Origin of the sequence: Pseudomonas sp. NFACC56-3, from assembly GCF_900100025.1 — a bacterium.
Taxonomy (GTDB): Bacteria; Pseudomonadota; Gammaproteobacteria; order Pseudomonadales; family Pseudomonadaceae; genus Aquipseudomonas; species Aquipseudomonas fluorescens_AA.
In genome coordinates this window covers 80,854-96,724 of the sequence record NZ_FMTK01000002.1, presented here as the reverse complement: position 1 = coordinate 96,724, position 15,871 = coordinate 80,854, and the positions used below count along the sequence as shown (strand labels likewise).

Below are 15,871 nucleotides of genomic sequence, written 5' to 3'. Positions count from 1 at the left end.
TTCCTCGTTTACATCCGGAACACGCCGAAGCGGCTCGGTTCGATAGGCGCGTTCAGTGACGCGGACAAGGCCAGGCCCAGTACATCGCGGGTCTGGGCCGGGTCGATGACGCCGTCGTCCCACAGCCGTGCGCTGGAATAGTAGGGGTGCCCCTGTTCTTCGTACTGATCGAGGATCGGTTGCTTGATCTCGGCTTCCTGCTCGGCGCTGAAGGGATGGCCGCTGCGTTCGGCCTGTTCACGCTTGACCTGCACGAGCACGCCGGCCGCCTGCTCCGCACCCATCACGCCAATCCGCGCGTTTGGCCACATCCACAGGAATCGCGGGTCATAGGCGCGACCGCACATGCCGTAGTTGCCCGCGCCAAAGCTGCCGCCGATGATGACGGTGAATTTCGGCACTCGCGCGCAAGCCACGGCGGTGACCAGCTTGGCGCCGTGCTTGGCGATGCCGCCGGCTTCGTATTTCTGCCCGACCATGAAGCCGGTGATGTTCTGCAGGAACAGCAGCGGGATGCCGCGTTGGCAGGCCAGCTCGATGAAATGCGCACCTTTCTGCGCGGCCTCGGCGAAGAGAATGCCATTGTTGGCCAGGATCGCGACCGGGTAGCCATGCAAATGAGCGAAACCACACACCAGGGTCGTGCCGAACAGCGCCTTGAACTCATCGAACACCGAACCGTCCACCAGGCGCGCGATCACCTCCCGCACATCGAACGGCTGCTTGGCATCGGCCGACACCACACCGTACAGCTCGTCACACGAATACAGCGGGGCGATGGGCTGGCGTTGCTGCAGCTCACCGAGTTTGCGCCAGTTGAGGTTGGCCACGCTGCGTCGGGCCAGCGCCAGGGCATGTTCGTCGCTGTCGGCATAGTGATCCGCCACGCCGGAGATCTTGCAGTGCACATCGGCACCGCCCAGGTCTTCGGCACTGACCACCTCGCCGGTGGCGGCTTTCACCAACGGTGGGCCGGCGAGGAAAATCGTCGCCTGCTGGCGGACCATGATCGCCTCGTCCGCCATGGCCGGCACATAGGCACCGCCAGCGGTGCAGGAACCCATGACCACGGCGATCTGCGGGATGCCCTGGGCACTCATGTTGGCCTGGTTGAAGAAGATCCGACCGAAGTGCTCGCGGTCCGGGAACACTTCATCCTGGCGCGGCAGGTTGGCGCCGCCGGAATCCACCAGGTAAATGCACGGCAGGCGATTCTGCTGGGCAATGGTCTGGGCGCGCAGGTGTTTTTTCACCGTCAGTGGATAGTAGGAGCCACCTTTGACCGTGGCGTCGTTGGCGACAATCATGCATTCGACGCCTTCCACGCGGCCGATGCCGGCAATCACGCCGGCCGCCGGCACGTCTTCGCCATAGACTTCGTGGGCCGCCAATGGGCTGATTTCCAAAAACGGCGAGCCCGGATCCAGCAGCCGGTTGATGCGTTCACGGGGGAGCAACTTGCCCCGTGAGGTGTGCCGCTCCTGGGCCTTGAGGCCGCCGCCCTGGCGGACTTGCGCGAGCAGGGCGCGCAGGGCCTCGACGTGCCCGAGCATCGCCTCGCGGTTGGCGGTGAACTCCGGCGAACGCGGGTTGAGCTGAGTGTGCAGCGTGGCCATGGTCAGCTCCGTTAGCGGGTTTCGTTGAACAGTTCGCGGCCGATCAACATCCGACGAATCTCACTGGTGCCGGCACCGATTTCGTACAGCTTGGCGTCACGCAGCAGACGACCGGCGGGGAATTCATTGATGTAGCCATTGCCCCCCAGGATCTGGATGGCGTCGAGGGCCATTTGCGTGGCGCGTTCGGCGCTGTAGAGGATCACCCCGGCGGCGTCCTTGCGGGTGGTTTCACCGCGCTCGCAAGCCTGGGCCACCGCATACAGGTAGGCGCGGCTGGCGTTGAGCTGGGTGTATATGTCCGCGACCTTGCCCTGGATCAGCTGGAATTCGCCGATGCTCTGGCCGAACTGTTTGCGGTCATGAATGTAGGGCACGATCAGGTCCATGCAGGCCTGCATGATCCCGGTCGGGCCGCCGGACAGCACCACGCGCTCGTAGTCGAGGCCGCTCATCAGGACTTTCACGCCACCGTTGAGCGCGCCGAGGATGTTTTCTTCCGGCACTTCGACGTCATCGAAAAACAGCTCGCACGTGTTGGAGCCACGCATGCCGAGCTTGTCGAATTTGTTGCTGCGGCCGAAGCCTTTCCAGTCGCGCTCGACGATGAAGGCGGTGATGCCGTGAGGACCCTTTTCCAGGTCGGTCTTGGCATAGATCACGTAGGTGTTGGCATCGGGACCGTTGGTGATCCAGGTCTTGCTGCCGTTGAGCACGTAACGGTCGCCACGCTTGTCGGCTCGCAGTTTCATCGAAACCACGTCGGAGCCGGCGTTCGGCTCGCTCATCGCGAGGGCGCCGACGTGTTCGCCGCTGATCAGCTTGGGCAGGTACTTGGTTTTCTGTTCGTGATTGCCGTTGCGGTTGATCTGGTTCACGCAGAGGTTGGAATGGGCACCGTAGGAGAGGGCGACCGAGGCCGAGCCGCGGCTGATTTCTTCCATCGCCACCACGTGGGCCAGATAGCCCAGGCCAGCGCCGCCGTATTCTTCCGGTACGGTGATGCCCAGCAGGCCCATGTCACCGAACTTGCGCCACATGTCGGCGGGAAACAGGTTGTCGATATCGATCTGCGCCGCGCGGGGGGCCAGTTCGGCCTTGACGAAGGCCTGCACCTGGTCGCGCAACATGTCGATGGTTTCGCCGAGGGCAAAGTTCAGGGATGGGTAGCTCATGGGACACCTTTGGCTTTTTTATCGGGTGCGGAGAACGGGGAGTGGCTCTCACCTTTACGTTAACGTAAGCCTGCGGCGAGAAGCTGTCAATCGCCCTTTACGTTAACGTCAACTTGGGCCAGAGTTAGTGCCCAGAAAGGTACGTTGTTGCATCAGGTTACCGCTACACCCACTAATAAAGACAAGAGGGGGCGTTATGGATCAACCCGGTTCGCGTTCACAGCTCAGCTACACCCGTGGTTCCTCGGCCAAGGCCTTGTTGGTCCAAACCATTGGCGAGGTTTTCGACCAGACGGTGGCCCTTTATCCGGAGGGCGAGGCGTTGGTGGTTCGCCATCAATCGCTGCGCTATACCTGGCGACAACTGGCCGAGGCCGTCGATCTGCATGCCCGAGCCCTGTTGGCGCTAGGCTTGAAAACCGGTGATCGCCTCGGTGTATGGGCGCCCAATTGCGCCCAGTGGTGTATCAGCCAGTTCGCCAGTGCGAAGCTCGGTGTGATTCTGGTCAACATCAATCCGGCCTATCGCGTTTCCGAACTCGAATACGTGCTCAAACAATCCGGATGCCAATGGCTGGTGTGCGCCGGCGCGTTCAAGGCCTCGGATTATCACGCCATGCTGCAAGCGCTGGCACCGGAGCTGGCGGAGCAATCGATCGGCCATCTGCAAAGCGAGCGCCTGCCGGAGTTGCGCGGTGTGATCAGCCTCGACTCCCAGCCACCGACGGGCTTTCTGCCCTGGTCGCAACTGGCCGCCCTGGGCGCGGCGGTGACGCCTGGACAACTGGCCGAGCGCCAATCCAGCCTGCGGTTCGATCAGCCGGTGAATATCCAGTACACCTCCGGCACCACGGGCTTTCCCAAAGGCGCAACCCTCAGCCATCACAACATTCTCAACAACGGGTACATGGTTGGCGAAAGCCTGGGCCTGACGGCTGGCGACCGGCTGGTGATCCCGGTGCCGCTCTACCATTGTTTCGGCATGGTCATGGGTAACCTGGGCTGCATGACCCATGGCAGCACCATGATCTACCCCAACGATGCCTTCGACCCATTGCTGACCCTCAAGGCCGTGGCCGAGGAAAAAGCCACTGCGTTGTATGGCGTGCCCACGATGTTCATTGCCCTGCTGGACCAGCCGCAGCGGGACGACTTCGACCTGTCCAGTCTGCGCACGGGCATCATGGCCGGGGCCACCTGTCCCATCGAAGTGATGCGACGGGTCATCAACGAAATGCACATGGCCGAAGTGCAGATTGCCTACGGCATGACGGAAACCAGCCCGGTGTCGTTGCAGACCGGTCCTTCAGACGAACTGGAGCTGCGTGTAACCACCGTCGGCCGCACCCAGCCACAGCTGGAAAGCAAGATTATCGATGAGGCGGGCAATCTCGTTCCGCGTGGCGCTGTCGGCGAATTGTGTACCCGTGGCTACAGCGTGATGCTCGGCTACTGGAACAACCCCAAGGGCACCGCCGATGCCATCGACCCGGAAGGCTGGATGCACACCGGCGACTTGGCGACCATGGATGAGCAGGGCTACGTCTGCATCGTCGGGCGCAACAAGGACATGATCATCCGTGGCGGGGAGAATATTTACCCGCGTGAGCTGGAGGAGTTCTTCTTCACCCACCCGGCGGTGGCGGACGTGCAAGTGATCGGCATCCCGTGTTCACGCTATGGCGAAGAAATCGTGGCGTGGATCAAGCTCCATCCTGGCCACAGCGCCAGTGAGCAAGAGCTGCAAGACTGGTGCAAGGAGCGCATCGCTCATTTCAAGACGCCGCGTCATTTCAAATTCGTCGAAGAATTCCCCATGACAGTCACCGGCAAGGTCCAGAAATTTCGCATGCGCGAGATCAGTATCGAAGAGCTGCGCGGTAAGCAAAGCTAACCCCAATACTGTGGGAGCGAGCTTGCTCGCGATGGCGGTGGGATAGTTGACAGATAGGTTGGCTGTGTCGCCGTCATCGCGAGCAAGCTCGCTCCCACAGGGGGAAATGTGAAATCCGGGAAAGCACAAAGGGGAGCCGAAGCTCCCCTTTAATTTTGTCGTCGCGTGCTCTTTTTTATTATTGAGGGGCGGCCTGTTGTTGTTTTTGGTAGCCGTGGCCCTTTACCGCTGTTTTTGGCGATCCCCATCCGGGATCAAGAGCAAACGTATTTTTTTGAGCGCTGACCTGCTTTTTCGCCTGGCGATCCAACCGATTCGGGAGCTACCTGAAGGTAGTTTTATTGTTCTCTGCCCGGTTGCGGGTTGCTCCTGGAAGCACCCTGAAAAGCACATCTTCTCCAAAAAAATCTGTTAGCTGCGTCTCTGCCGTGTTGTTTTTGTTATGTCAGAGTCGTTTCGTCTTGTTTTTATTGGGTTTGCTGCGTTTTTTTATTCTTGTTATGCAAGAGATATAGCAGGTGGCGTGCCAACTTTTAAAAATCTATATAAATCAAATGCTTGTGATTTTTTGCTGAAAAGCCTGATCGGCCAAACCTGACAAATTGTTTCCGTGTTACTCGTTTCGCCCCTGTTACAAAGCTGGCGGTAACACCTCAGTGTGCGTTGCGGGCCTTGGCCACGCGCGAACCCGTCGGGCGGCCGAGCACATCACAAATCTGCCGGCCCGCCGCGATCAGTGCGTCCAGGTCGACACCGGTTTCGATACCCAACCCATCGAGCAGGTACAGCACGTCTTCGGTGGCGACGTTACCGCTGGCGCCCTTGGCATACGGGCAACCGCCAAGGCCGGCGATGGAGCTGTCGAACACCGCGATGCCTTCCAGCAGGCTGGCGTAGACATTGGCCATGGCCTGGCCGTAGGTATCGTGGAAGTGTCCAGCGAGTTTGTCCCGGGGCACTTCGGCGCCTACCACTTCGAAGAGCCTGCGCGTGGCGCCAGCGGTACCTGTGCCGATGGTGTCGCCCAGGGAGACCTCGTAGCAGCCCATCGCATGCAGCTCCCGGGCGACCCACGCCACTTGCTCAGGCTTGACCGCCCCTTCATAGGGGCAACCCAGCACGCAGGACACGTAGCCGCGCACACTGACACCGTGCTGTTTTGCGGCCGCCATGATCGGCGCGAAGCGCTCCAGGCTTTCCTTGATGGAGCAGTTGATGTTGCGCTGGGAAAACGCTTCGGACGCGGCGGCGAACACCGCCACCTCTTTCACGCCCGCCGCCAGCGCATCTTCAAACCCTCGCAGGTTCGGCGCCAGGGCGCCATAGGTCACACCGGGCTTGCGCTGGATCTGCGCGAACACCTCGGCGGACCCGGCCATTTGCGGCACCCACTTGGGCGAGACGAAACTGCCGACCTCTATATAGCCCAGGCCGGCGGCGCTCAGGGCATCCACCAGGCGCACCTTGTCGGCAACGCTGATGGGTTGTGCTTCGTTCTGCAGTCCGTCGCGGGGGCCGACTTCGATCAAACGTACAAAGGAGGGGAGGGACATGGGGATTGACCTGTAGTGAGTTGCCAATATGTCGAGCGCAATGATGAACCCATTGTGGGAGAGTGTTACCGGACGATTTCCTCGCCCTCGATCGTCTGCTCCAACGCCTGGATGCAGCGTTCTTCGGCGGTGTCGAGTTCCAGCTTCATCTGTTCGATGTCCAGCAATTGCTGTTCGAGCTGTTCCCGGCGCTCGGCGATTTTCGCCAGCATGCTGTGCAGCTGTTTCTGGTTGCCGCTGGAGGGGTCGTAGAGTTCGATCAACTCGCGGCACTCGGCCAGGGAAAAGCCAATGCGCTTGCCGCGCAGGATCAGCTTCAGGCTGACCTTGTCCCGCGGCGAATAAATGCGCTCCTGGCCCCGTCGCTCCGGGCTCAACAGGCCTTGTTCCTCATAGAAACGGATGGCCCGGGTGGTGATATCCAATTCGCGGGCGAGGTCGGAGATGCTGTAGGTCTGGCTGCTCATGGAAGCGCTCGAAACGAAAGGGGCTGGCGCTAAACTAAAGGCAGGTTGACGTTCGCGTCAAGCAGTGAGGTTCTGCACACAAAACCTGTGGGAGCGAGCCTGCTCGCGATGGCGTCGGATCAGTCGCCCTGGATATTGGCCGGTCTACCGCTATCGCGAGCAAGCTCGCTCCCACCGTTTCGATCCTTTAAACCTTATCGAGCTTCTTCTCATGGGCTGTCACCTGTTGGCACAGCTCGATCATCTGCTCGCGCATCCAGCGGTTGGCCGGGTCCTGGTCGGTGCTTTCGTGCCAGTAGAGATGGGTCTCCACCGGTGGCACGTCGTTGACCGGCAGCAGGAAGGCATGCAAATCGTGACGTCGTGCAAAGCGCTCGGGGACGGTCATGACCATGTCGGTCTGCTGCAGTACCTGGGAGGCCATCAGGTAATGCTGGGAACGCAGGGCGATCTTGCGCTGGATGCCCATCTTGCCGAGGGCCAGGTCGACGTAACCCAGCCCGTTGCGGCGGCTGGAAATGTGCACGTGGGTCTGGGCCAGGTAATCATCGAGGGTGAGCTTTTCCTTGCCCGCCAGCGGATGGCCCTTGCGCATGGCGCACACGTAGCGATCCTCCATCAACTTGACGTGGCGTACCTGTGGGTCGGTGTTGAGCGGCGCGTCCACGGCGAAGTCGAGGCGGCCGGCGGCCAGTTCCTTGGTGGTTTCACGACGCTTGGACAGGAAGCTCTCGATCGCCACGGTCGGTGCCAGGCGGCGCAAGCGCTGGAACAGCAGCGGCAGGATCACGCCTTCGGTGAGGTCGGTCATGCTGATGCGGTAGGTCTTGACGGCCTGCAACGGGTTGAAGATCCGGCTTTCCTGCACCGACACTCGCAGTAGCGACAAGGCATTGCGCACCGGGCCGATGATGTTCTGGGCCATGGGCGTCGGCACCATCCCTTGGGCGGTGCGCACGAAGAGCGGGTCGTTGAAGGTCTCGCGCAGACGCGCCAGGGCATTGGACACGGCTGGCTGAGTGATGCCGACGATCTGCCCGGCGCGGGTCAGGTTGGCTTCGGTGTAGATCGCATCGAAGACAATGAAAAGGTTGAGGTCGACCTTGCTCAGATTCATGGCGCTGCACTCTTGTTCTTGGGCTTGTTGTGAGGTGCCGGGTGGCGATGCGAATCAGTGAAACATATATCGGTGATGAATGTTAATACACGCCGAGAATAGGTTAGGTAAATTTTCGTAGCTGAACTAGCATCGATTTCATGACCTAAAACAACCTCTGCCAAGAAGGTGCTGCTCATGGATTTTGCCTATTCCCCCAAGGTTCAGGAACTGCGTGAACGCGTCACGGCGTTCATGGACGCCTACGTCTACCCGGCCGAAGCGGTGTTCGAACGACAAGTGGCCGAGGGCGACCGCTGGCAACCCACGGCCATCATGGAAGAGCTCAAGGCCAAGGCCAAGGCAGAAGGCCTGTGGAACCTGTTTCTGCCGGAGTCCGAGCTGGGCGCCGGACTGACCAACCTGGAATATGCGCCGCTGGCAGAGATCATGGGGCGCTCGCTGCTGGGGCCGGAGCCGTTCAACTGCTCGGCCCCGGACACCGGCAACATGGAAGTGCTGGTGCGCTACGCCAACGAAGAACAGAAGCAACGCTGGCTCGAGCCGCTGCTGCGCGGGGAGATTCGTTCGGCCTTTGCCATGACCGAGCCGGACGTGGCCTCTTCGGACGCCACCAACATGGCTGCCCGCGCCGAGCGTGACGGCGACCAGTGGGTGATCAATGGCAAGAAATGGTGGACCTCGGGCGCTTGCGACCCGCGCTGCAAGATCCTGATCTTCATGGGCCTGAGCAACCCCGATGCGCCGCGCCATGCCCAGCACTCGATGATTCTGGTCCCGGTGGACACCCCCGGGGTCAAGATCGTCCGGCCGTTGCCCGTGTTTGGCTATGACGATGCGCCTCACGGGCATGCCGAAGTGCTGTTCGACAACGTGCGGGTGCCGTACGAAAACGTCCTGCTGGGCGAAGGCCGCGGTTTTGAAATAGCCCAGGGTCGACTCGGCCCAGGCCGGATTCACCACTGCATGCGTTCCATCGGCATGGCCGAACGCGCCTTGGAATTGATGTGCAAACGTGCCGTCAGCCGCACCGCTTTCGGCCAGCCGTTGGCGCGCCTGGGCGGTAACATCGATAAGATCGCCGACTCGCGGATGGAGATCGACATGGCGCGCCTGCTGACGTTGAAGGCGGCGTACATGATGGACACGGTGGGCAATAAGGTGGCGAAAAGTGAAATCGCCCAGATCAAGGTCGTCGCGCCGAACGTGGCCTTGAAGGTTATCGATCGGGCGATCCAGATCCACGGTGGTGCCGGGGTTTCCAACGATTTCCCGCTGGCCTACATGTACGCCATGCAACGCACCCTGCGCCTGGCCGACGGCCCGGATGAAGTCCACCGCGCCGCCATCGGCAAGTTCGAGATCGGCAAGTACGTGCCCAAGGAGCTGTTGCGTAGCGGCCGCTGAAAGCCTGTTTCACCCTGGCAACGCCATCGCACTCACCACACATCCCACAGGGAATGGGGTGTTTGCCGAGATAGACGTCGCGCAGCAAACCCACTGTGGGAGCGAGCTTGCTCGCGATGGCGGCTTCCAGGACAGTGAGCCTTCTTACTCCTTGACGCTCATGTACTCCTCGGCCCAACGGATGTAGTCCTCGGGCTGGGTGTAGGTGTGGGTCAGTTCGGTGGCGCTGAGGTCCGAGGCCTGGGTGAAGATCTGCCGTTGTTCGCGAAGGCTGTCGTAGGTGGCCTTGATCGCGGCGAAGTAGGCGCCGTGGCCATCGATGGTCACGCGTACGCCCAGGTCCGCCAGGCGCTTGTCGTCGCGCAGCAGCGGATTGCCGTAGGTGACAAGCATCAACGGCACCGTCAGGTTTTCACTGATTTTTTCCAGATGATCGAAGTCCTGCACGCCCACCATGCAAATCCCGTCGGCCCCGGCACGCTCATATTGCTGGGTCCGGCTGATGATTTCCTGGACCGGCAAGATCCCGGCGTTGGTCCGGGCGATGATCGCCATTTCCGGATCGACGCGTGCCTCCAGCGCTGCCCGAATCTTGCCGACGCCTTCGGCTACACCGATCAGGTCGGTGGATTTACGTCCGAACTGGGCCGGCAGCAAGGTGTCTTCGATGGTCAGCGCCGCGACGCCGGCCCGTTCCAGTTCGATGATGGTGCGCATCACGTTCAGGGCATTGCCGTAGCCATGATCGGCGTCGGCAATGACCGGCAGCTGGGCCACGCGACCGATACGGGTAGCCTGTTCGGCAAACTCGCTGAGGGTGATCAGGGCAAAGTCCGGCGCGCCCAATACTTGCAACGACGCGACCGAGCCTCCCAGGATGCCTACTTCAAAACCCAGGTCGGCGGCGATGCGTGCCGACATCGGGTCAAACACCGAGGCGGTGTGGTAGCAGGTCTTGGAAGCCAGCAGTTGACGAAAGTTACGACGCAAATCTTGATGGGAAAGCCTGGACATATGAGTTCCACCAATGGAATGGAAAGGCTTGAGCAAAAGTGTCAACGCCGAAAGATCCAAAGGCTATCACGTGGCAAGCGCAAAGATGATGACGAATATGCATGGGCGATGTTTTCGCTGCATGGGAAAGGCCGCAAACCCGGTCAGTCTGCGGCCAGCGAAAGCGTCCGTGGTGTGTCGCTCAGTCCGAGGTTGGCACGCTCCACAGTTGCTTGAGCTCGTGGATGTTTGCAACGTTGAAGCGAGTGGGAAACCCGGGGATTGTGCAGTGGGTTTCGTTGATCAACTGCGTTGCGGTGTCGATCACCTGGGCGCCGGCTCGCAACAAGGGTGTTTCATCCCAGTCTTGCATCAGGTCATTCATGATTTTCTCCTTCTTTTTAAATGCCGGACAACGAAACGACTATCCGGTGTTGAGCAATGACACAGTGTCAGTGAATAGCGCGACTTCTTGCGTCGCCACACCCGGGTAAAGCGGTCGGTAATCCTTATCGAAACACCAGGCTTCATCGAGTTTGAGCCAATGTTGCGGATGAACGAGCAGGCTCAATGACGCCGACATTGACATCGGCGGGATCTGTCTATGGATTTCTTTGAGTGCTGGCATGTACAGCACTTGGCCGGGTGCAAGTTTTAGTCGTCGCGCTTTACCCAGGCGCGGTCTCTTATTCTTTTGCAGCGGTAGGTCGTCGAGTATCTCGCGGGTGACAGTGGTATAGCCGTCACCGCTGTAGCCGACGGCATAAATCTCGAAGTCGTGACTGTGGTTCAGGTTATAGATGAACGTTTCTTTTTCATCAGCCGTTCCTGCCGGTGCCCAGAAATTCAAGCGAAGGCTGAACGAGTCATTGCGGTGCAGAACAAACCCATAGGCGTTATAGAGGCGGCTGCGTGTATCAAAGCCGTCTCGTTGGATCGTGGCATACAGATGATCGCTCAACAAAGCGCGATTCTTGGCCAACTGTCGCAGGTCTTCGATAATCCGGGATTTATCTCGCCGCAGGTCATGGGTTTTCAATCGCTCGACAAAGGCTTCCAGTTTCATGCCGCCTGCTCGAACGGTTGGAGCAAGTTGTCCAGGCGCGAATCCTGGTGTTTTTTCAGTAATGGGATGTAGCTCAAGGCGTCCTGGGGATTGGCCCGATAGAGCATCTGGAAGGCTTTCCACGCCACGGCCGGATGATAGTGGTAGACCAGCTCCCCGGCGACGCGGCTGCGTTCGGGGTCTTGAACCGTTTCGAGCAGTTCCAGGCTTACCAGGTAGCGGGCGGCGCTGTCGTCATGGGGCAGCCAGGCGACCTTGCGTAACGAGGCACGATCGAATACACCGATGTCTGCGCTCCTGTCCGGCAGATTGACCCTGCCCATCAGCCCCGTGTTCGTTTGCGCTGGGCGGCAGTAGTCAAAGAGTGCCTGGCGGCCGTCGATCACCAGCGGGTTGTTTTTATCTATGTGTACGGTGTCGGCCTTTTCAAGCCGAGGCCCCTTGAGGGTATATCGCTGTACGTCGAAGGGTCGATCAACGGCGAACAGAATACTTTGGCCGGGTATTGAATACAGTTGCGAAGCGTCACCGATGGATATCATTGCCTTGATGCTGATATTGCCAATGTTCGTGCAATGCAACGTGATGGTGGCCGTGTGCAAGTTGGTAATATTCATGATGGCTGCACGTCGAGAACGGGCATCTGCAAATGTTGGCTGGTTGTTCAGCTCGGCAATTAATTGATTGATTTGCGCGGTCATGTCCAATGTTTTTATTTGTTCTGCGATCTCTTCAGGCGGCAGGTGCGTGGAAATCAGAGTCTTGATCATGAGCGGGTTCGGTAAAGTAGGGCGATGGGCACAAGTATGGTTTTGGGAGGGGGTGGAGGCAATTATGGAATTGTCGGGAAGTATTGCCGATGAACAATACTTGAGTTGTTAAAGAGGCAGCACGGGGCAACTCGGTAACGCTGCGCTTTTGGCAGGACGATAAGACCGGCCGCCGGGGCGGCGGTGATCGGACATTGGTGTGCGAGGCGCGAGAAAGGTTATGCCGCCACTGCCTGCTGCCCCTGGCTGAGCAGCGCCACGGCGCGCACCGTGTCACCCGGTTGCACTTGCAGGCGTTTGGCGGTGAGGCGATCGACGAGCAGGCTGTGGCCATGCAGGTGCGCGCGGGCGCTGGTGACGCGGCAGTTTTCCAGGCGCCGGTTATGGATCAGCCACACTGGCGCCCGTTCGTCCGGAGTGCCAATGGCCAGGGTCAGCGCCTGGCTGTCGCGTACGCTGCGGATTTTCGACACCGGCGCTTCGATCACCGGGCCGCCGTCGAAAATGTCGATGTAGCCCCTATGGCTGAAACCTTCGGCACTGAGGATCTTCAGGGCCGGTTCGGTGTTCGGGTGGGCCTTGCCGATCACCGCCTGGGCCTGTTTGGTGAGCAGGCAGGTGTACAGCGGCTGGCGCGGCATCAGCTCGGCGATGAACGACTTGTTGCCCATCCCGGACAACTGGTCGGCGTAGCTGAAATCCTTCTGGAAAAAATGCCGTCCCAGGCTGTCCCAGAACGGCGAACAGCCTTGTTCGTCGGCATGCCCCCTCAGCTCGGCAATGAGTTTTTCGCCGAACAGCTGGGAAAACTCGGCCACGAACAGCAGGCGCGCCAGGGACAGCAGGCGCCCGTTGTGCCCGTGACGTTGCTCGGGGTGCAGGAACAACGAGCAGATTTCCGATTGCCCGGACATCTCGTTGTTGAGAAACAGCGTAGGGATCTGCCGCTGGATTCCCAATTCCGGCGCCGAGCTGACCGTGACCCCGACCCGATAGTTGTACCAGGGCTCACGCAGCCCCACCGCCCCGGTCAGGGCGCTGATACCCACCACCTGCCGGTCATCGTCTTCGAGCACGAACAGGTAGTCGGCGTCGGCACGTTCGACTTGGCCGGCGAAGGTCCGCTGGGCCCAGCGAACGCGGTGGGCCAGGCGCTCTTCGTTGGCCGGCAGGCTGGTAAACCCCGGGCCCGCGCAACGGGCCAGGTCCAGCAAGGCAGGCAGATCGGTGATGGCCACCGGACGGACAATCATGATGCAGCTCCTTCATCGTGTCGGTCCAAACGTCGGTGCAGGCCATGGGATCGAGTGGGGTTCATAGGGCGATCACCCGGATCCGCGCGCCATCCTCGATGTCCAGGGCCGTCAGCATGGCGGGTGACAGGGCCACAGGGCCGTCGGCGCCGACGTCCAGCTCGGCGACGATGGCCCGGTAGTTGCCAAGGTGCTCGTTGCTCACCAGGTACAGGCCCCGTGCGTCAATCTGCGGGCTCTGCCTGGCCGTAGTGGTGCGACTTTGCGTGATGGAACGGATATTGGCGATACGGGCATGCAAGGTCGGCCCGCCGTCGAAGAGGTCGACGTAGCTGTTGGTCTCGAAACCCTCGCGCTCGAGGATGTCGAAGGCTTCCTGGCCATCGGGATGCACCCGGCCGATGCAGGCCTGGGCTGCGGGCGGCAGCATGGGCACGTAGATCGGGTACTGCGGCATCAGCTCGGCGAGAAAGGTCCGGCTTTGCAAGCCACACAACCGTTCGGCTTCGACGTAGGGCAGGTCGAAGAAGTGCTGGCCGATGGCGTCCCAGAAGGGCGACTGGCCGTCTTCGCTGCTGAAACCGACGATTTCGGTGATGACCGATTCGGCGAAACGCTGGGGGTGGGCGGCGATGAACAACAGCCGGGCCCGGGACAGCAGCTCTGATTCCGGCGTGCGCACCCGTTCGGCGTCGATGTGGAAGCCACGCAGCAGTGTTTGCCCGTTGAGGTCCTGGCACAGTGACAACGCGGGTACGCCGTGCTGAATGTTCAACTCCCGGGATTCGCTGGAAAACGGCCGGTTGCGCAGGCTGTAGAACGGTTCGTTGCAACCGGTGCTGGAGAGGATTTCCGAACAACCGACCAGGCGCCCGGATTCCAGGTCCTGCAAGACGAAAAAGTAATTCTCTGCCCCCGGCCCTTGCGCATCGGCTGCGAACGAGGCGCACGAGTCGAGGATTTTTTCCTCCAGCCGCCGGGTATCGTCCGGCAGTGACGTGACGCCCACCAGGCTGTCACGGGCCAGTCGTTGCAGTTGCGGCAGATCGGCTAATTGAACTGGACGTAAGGCCAGCATGGATTGCACTCCTGTTCCCAGAGAACCCGGTGACCGGCACCGGGCTTGACGATCACTGTCGATGTCCACGCGTTACAACCATGGCTGGCCGAACCCTTCGACCGCCGTTTCTCATTGACCCGCCGGATCGGGCAGGGCTGTACGACTGCCGAATTTGTTGAGCAGGCACAGATAGACCACACCCGCGGCGATCCAGATCAGGCCGAGTTTCTGCGCAGCCACGCCCATGTTGTACATGATGGCCGCGACGATCACGAAGCCGACCAGTGGGCAGATCAAGTGACGAATCAATTGGCCGGACCGCTGGCGGCGCCAGTAATGGTTGATGACGGTGATGTGCAGCAACATGAAGCCGCTCAGGGCGCCGAAGTTGACCAGGGAGGTCAGGGTGTCCACGGCGTTGATGAACAGGTAGCAGATCAGCAACGACAGCACCGCCACCAGATAGATGCTCATGTAGGGGGTGTTGTGTTTCGGATGGACCTTGGCCAGCACCTTGGGCAACTGGCCGTCCCGGGCCATGCCGAACAACAGGCGCGACACCGCTGCCTGGGAGGTGATCGCCACTGCCACGCCCCAGGCCAGGGCGGTGGCCACCGCGGTCAAGGTGGCCAGCCAACTGCCGGCCGCCAATTCGGCGATTTCATAGAAGGCGGTATCGGCGGACTTGAAGCCCATGCCGGCTGCCAGATCGGTGGCGATCCAGGTCTGCACCACGAAAATCGCCCCCATCACCAGCAAGGTCACCAAGGCGGCCTTGCCGACGCTGCGGCCCGGGTCGTCCTTGATTTCTTCGGCCAGGGTGGAAATGGCGTCGAAGCCCAGGAACGACAGTACCGCGATGGACACGGCTTGCATCAGCAGGGCGAAGTTGAAGTGTTCCGGGCTGTACAGCGGCGCCAGGGTCAGTTGGCCATGGCCGGCCCCGCCGTGCAGGGCATTCCAGGCGTAGAACAGGAAAATCCCCAGCACCACCAGCTGTGCCAGCAGGAAAAGGATGTTCATTCGTGCGGTGAACGTGATACCCCGCAGGTTGACGAAGGTCGCGCTCACCAGGAATGCCAGGATGAAACCGACCTTGGGGATGTCCGGGTACAAATGGTTCAGCGCCATGGCGGCGTAGACATAGAGCAGCGGCGGGATCAGCAGGTAGTCCAGCAGCATCAGCCAGCCAGCGATGAACCCGACGTGTGGGTTAAGGCCTCGTTGCGCATAGGAATAGACCGAACCTGCCACCGGAAAGGCCCGGGCCATGCTGCCGTAGCTCAAGGCGGTAAACAACATCGCCACCATGCCGATGATGTACGCCAGCGGCACCATGCCCGGAGCCTCGGCGTTGACGTAGCCATACACGCCGAACGGTGCGATGGGGATCATGAAAATCATCCCGTATACCACCAGGTCTGTCAGCGACAGGCCGCGTTTCAATTCCTGTTTGTAGCCAAATGCCTCAATGCTCATGAGCCGTTTTCCTTTTCAGCT

The 15,871-nt window shown here is 60.5% G+C and carries 14 protein-coding genes; 2 read left to right on the top strand and 12 right to left on the bottom strand.

Going from position 1 to position 15,871, the window contains the following annotated elements:
- Window positions 1-8: 8 nt before the first annotated feature.
- Window positions 9-1,616 (bottom strand): carboxyl transferase domain-containing protein, encoded by a 1,608-nt coding sequence (locus tag BLO80_RS03465; protein ID WP_092326813.1) that lies wholly within the window; start codon window positions 1,614-1,616, stop codon window positions 9-11.
- Between the two features lie 11 nt (window positions 1,617-1,627).
- Window positions 1,628-2,791, bottom strand: a complete 1,164-nt coding sequence (locus BLO80_RS03460) for an isovaleryl-CoA dehydrogenase (protein ID WP_092326812.1) — start codon at window positions 2,789-2,791, stop codon at window positions 1,628-1,630.
- A gap of 196 nt (window positions 2,792-2,987) precedes the next feature.
- On the opposite strand from BLO80_RS03460, the gene BLO80_RS03455 reads away from it, so the two are divergent.
- Window positions 2,988-4,685, top strand: a complete 1,698-nt coding sequence (locus BLO80_RS03455) for an AMP-binding protein (protein ID WP_092326810.1) — start codon at window positions 2,988-2,990, stop codon at window positions 4,683-4,685.
- 653 nt (window positions 4,686-5,338) lie between these two features.
- Here BLO80_RS03455 and BLO80_RS03450 read toward each other — a convergent pair.
- The 3 genes from BLO80_RS03450 to BLO80_RS03440 all read right to left on the bottom strand — a co-directional run bounded on the left by BLO80_RS03450 (window position 5,339) and on the right by BLO80_RS03440 (window position 7,822).
- On the bottom strand, window positions 5,339-6,238 hold the full coding sequence (locus tag BLO80_RS03450) for a hydroxymethylglutaryl-CoA lyase (RefSeq protein WP_092326809.1): 900 nt from the start codon (window positions 6,236-6,238) through the stop codon (window positions 5,339-5,341).
- 65 nt (window positions 6,239-6,303) lie between these two features.
- The gene (locus BLO80_RS03445) at window positions 6,304-6,705 is read right to left on the bottom strand and encodes a MerR family transcriptional regulator (RefSeq protein WP_092326807.1); all 402 of its coding nucleotides are present in this window, start codon (window positions 6,703-6,705) and stop codon (window positions 6,304-6,306) included.
- A 187-nt stretch (window positions 6,706-6,892) separates the two neighbouring features.
- Window positions 6,893-7,822 (bottom strand): LysR family transcriptional regulator, encoded by a 930-nt coding sequence (locus BLO80_RS03440; RefSeq protein ID WP_092326806.1) that lies wholly within the window; start codon window positions 7,820-7,822, stop codon window positions 6,893-6,895.
- Window positions 7,823-7,999: 177 nt separating this feature from the next.
- Between BLO80_RS03440 and BLO80_RS03435 the strand changes: the two genes are divergently transcribed.
- The gene (locus tag BLO80_RS03435; protein WP_092175058.1) at window positions 8,000-9,229 is read left to right on the top strand and encodes an acyl-CoA dehydrogenase; all 1,230 of its coding nucleotides are present in this window, start codon (window positions 8,000-8,002) and stop codon (window positions 9,227-9,229) included.
- A 144-nt stretch (window positions 9,230-9,373) separates the two neighbouring features.
- Here BLO80_RS03435 and BLO80_RS03430 read toward each other — a convergent pair whose 3' ends face one another.
- The 7 genes from BLO80_RS03430 to BLO80_RS03400 all read right to left on the bottom strand — a co-directional run bounded on the left by BLO80_RS03430 (window position 9,374) and on the right by BLO80_RS03400 (window position 15,850).
- Complete coding sequence (locus tag BLO80_RS03430) at window positions 9,374-10,243, bottom strand: isocitrate lyase/PEP mutase family protein (protein ID WP_060738292.1); 870 nt, start codon at window positions 10,241-10,243, stop codon at window positions 9,374-9,376.
- Window positions 10,244-10,424: 181 nt separating this feature from the next.
- Window positions 10,425-10,607, bottom strand: a complete 183-nt coding sequence (locus tag BLO80_RS03425; RefSeq protein ID WP_092326804.1) for a hypothetical protein — start codon at window positions 10,605-10,607, stop codon at window positions 10,425-10,427.
- 39 nt (window positions 10,608-10,646) lie between these two features.
- A complete protein-coding gene (locus BLO80_RS03420) occupies window positions 10,647-11,288 on the bottom strand; it encodes a cupin domain-containing protein (protein ID WP_092326802.1) in 642 nt (213 codons plus the stop codon).
- Entirely contained in the window at window positions 11,285-12,058 is a 774-nt protein-coding gene (locus tag BLO80_RS03415) for a hypothetical protein (protein WP_256574097.1), read from the bottom strand. The genes BLO80_RS03420 and BLO80_RS03415 overlap by 4 nt, the downstream gene beginning before the upstream one ends.
- 218 nt (window positions 12,059-12,276) lie before the next feature.
- Window positions 12,277-13,311 (bottom strand): arginine N-succinyltransferase, encoded by a 1,035-nt coding sequence (gene astA, locus BLO80_RS03410; protein WP_092326801.1) that lies wholly within the window; start codon window positions 13,309-13,311, stop codon window positions 12,277-12,279.
- 61 nt (window positions 13,312-13,372) lie between these two features.
- Window positions 13,373-14,389, bottom strand: coding sequence for an arginine N-succinyltransferase (locus BLO80_RS03405; protein ID WP_092326799.1), 1,017 nt, complete (start codon window positions 14,387-14,389; stop codon window positions 13,373-13,375).
- Between the two features lie 111 nt (window positions 14,390-14,500).
- Window positions 14,501-15,850, bottom strand: a complete 1,350-nt coding sequence (locus BLO80_RS03400) for an APC family permease (protein ID WP_092326798.1) — start codon at window positions 15,848-15,850, stop codon at window positions 14,501-14,503.
- Between the last annotated feature and the right edge of the window lie 21 nt (window positions 15,851-15,871).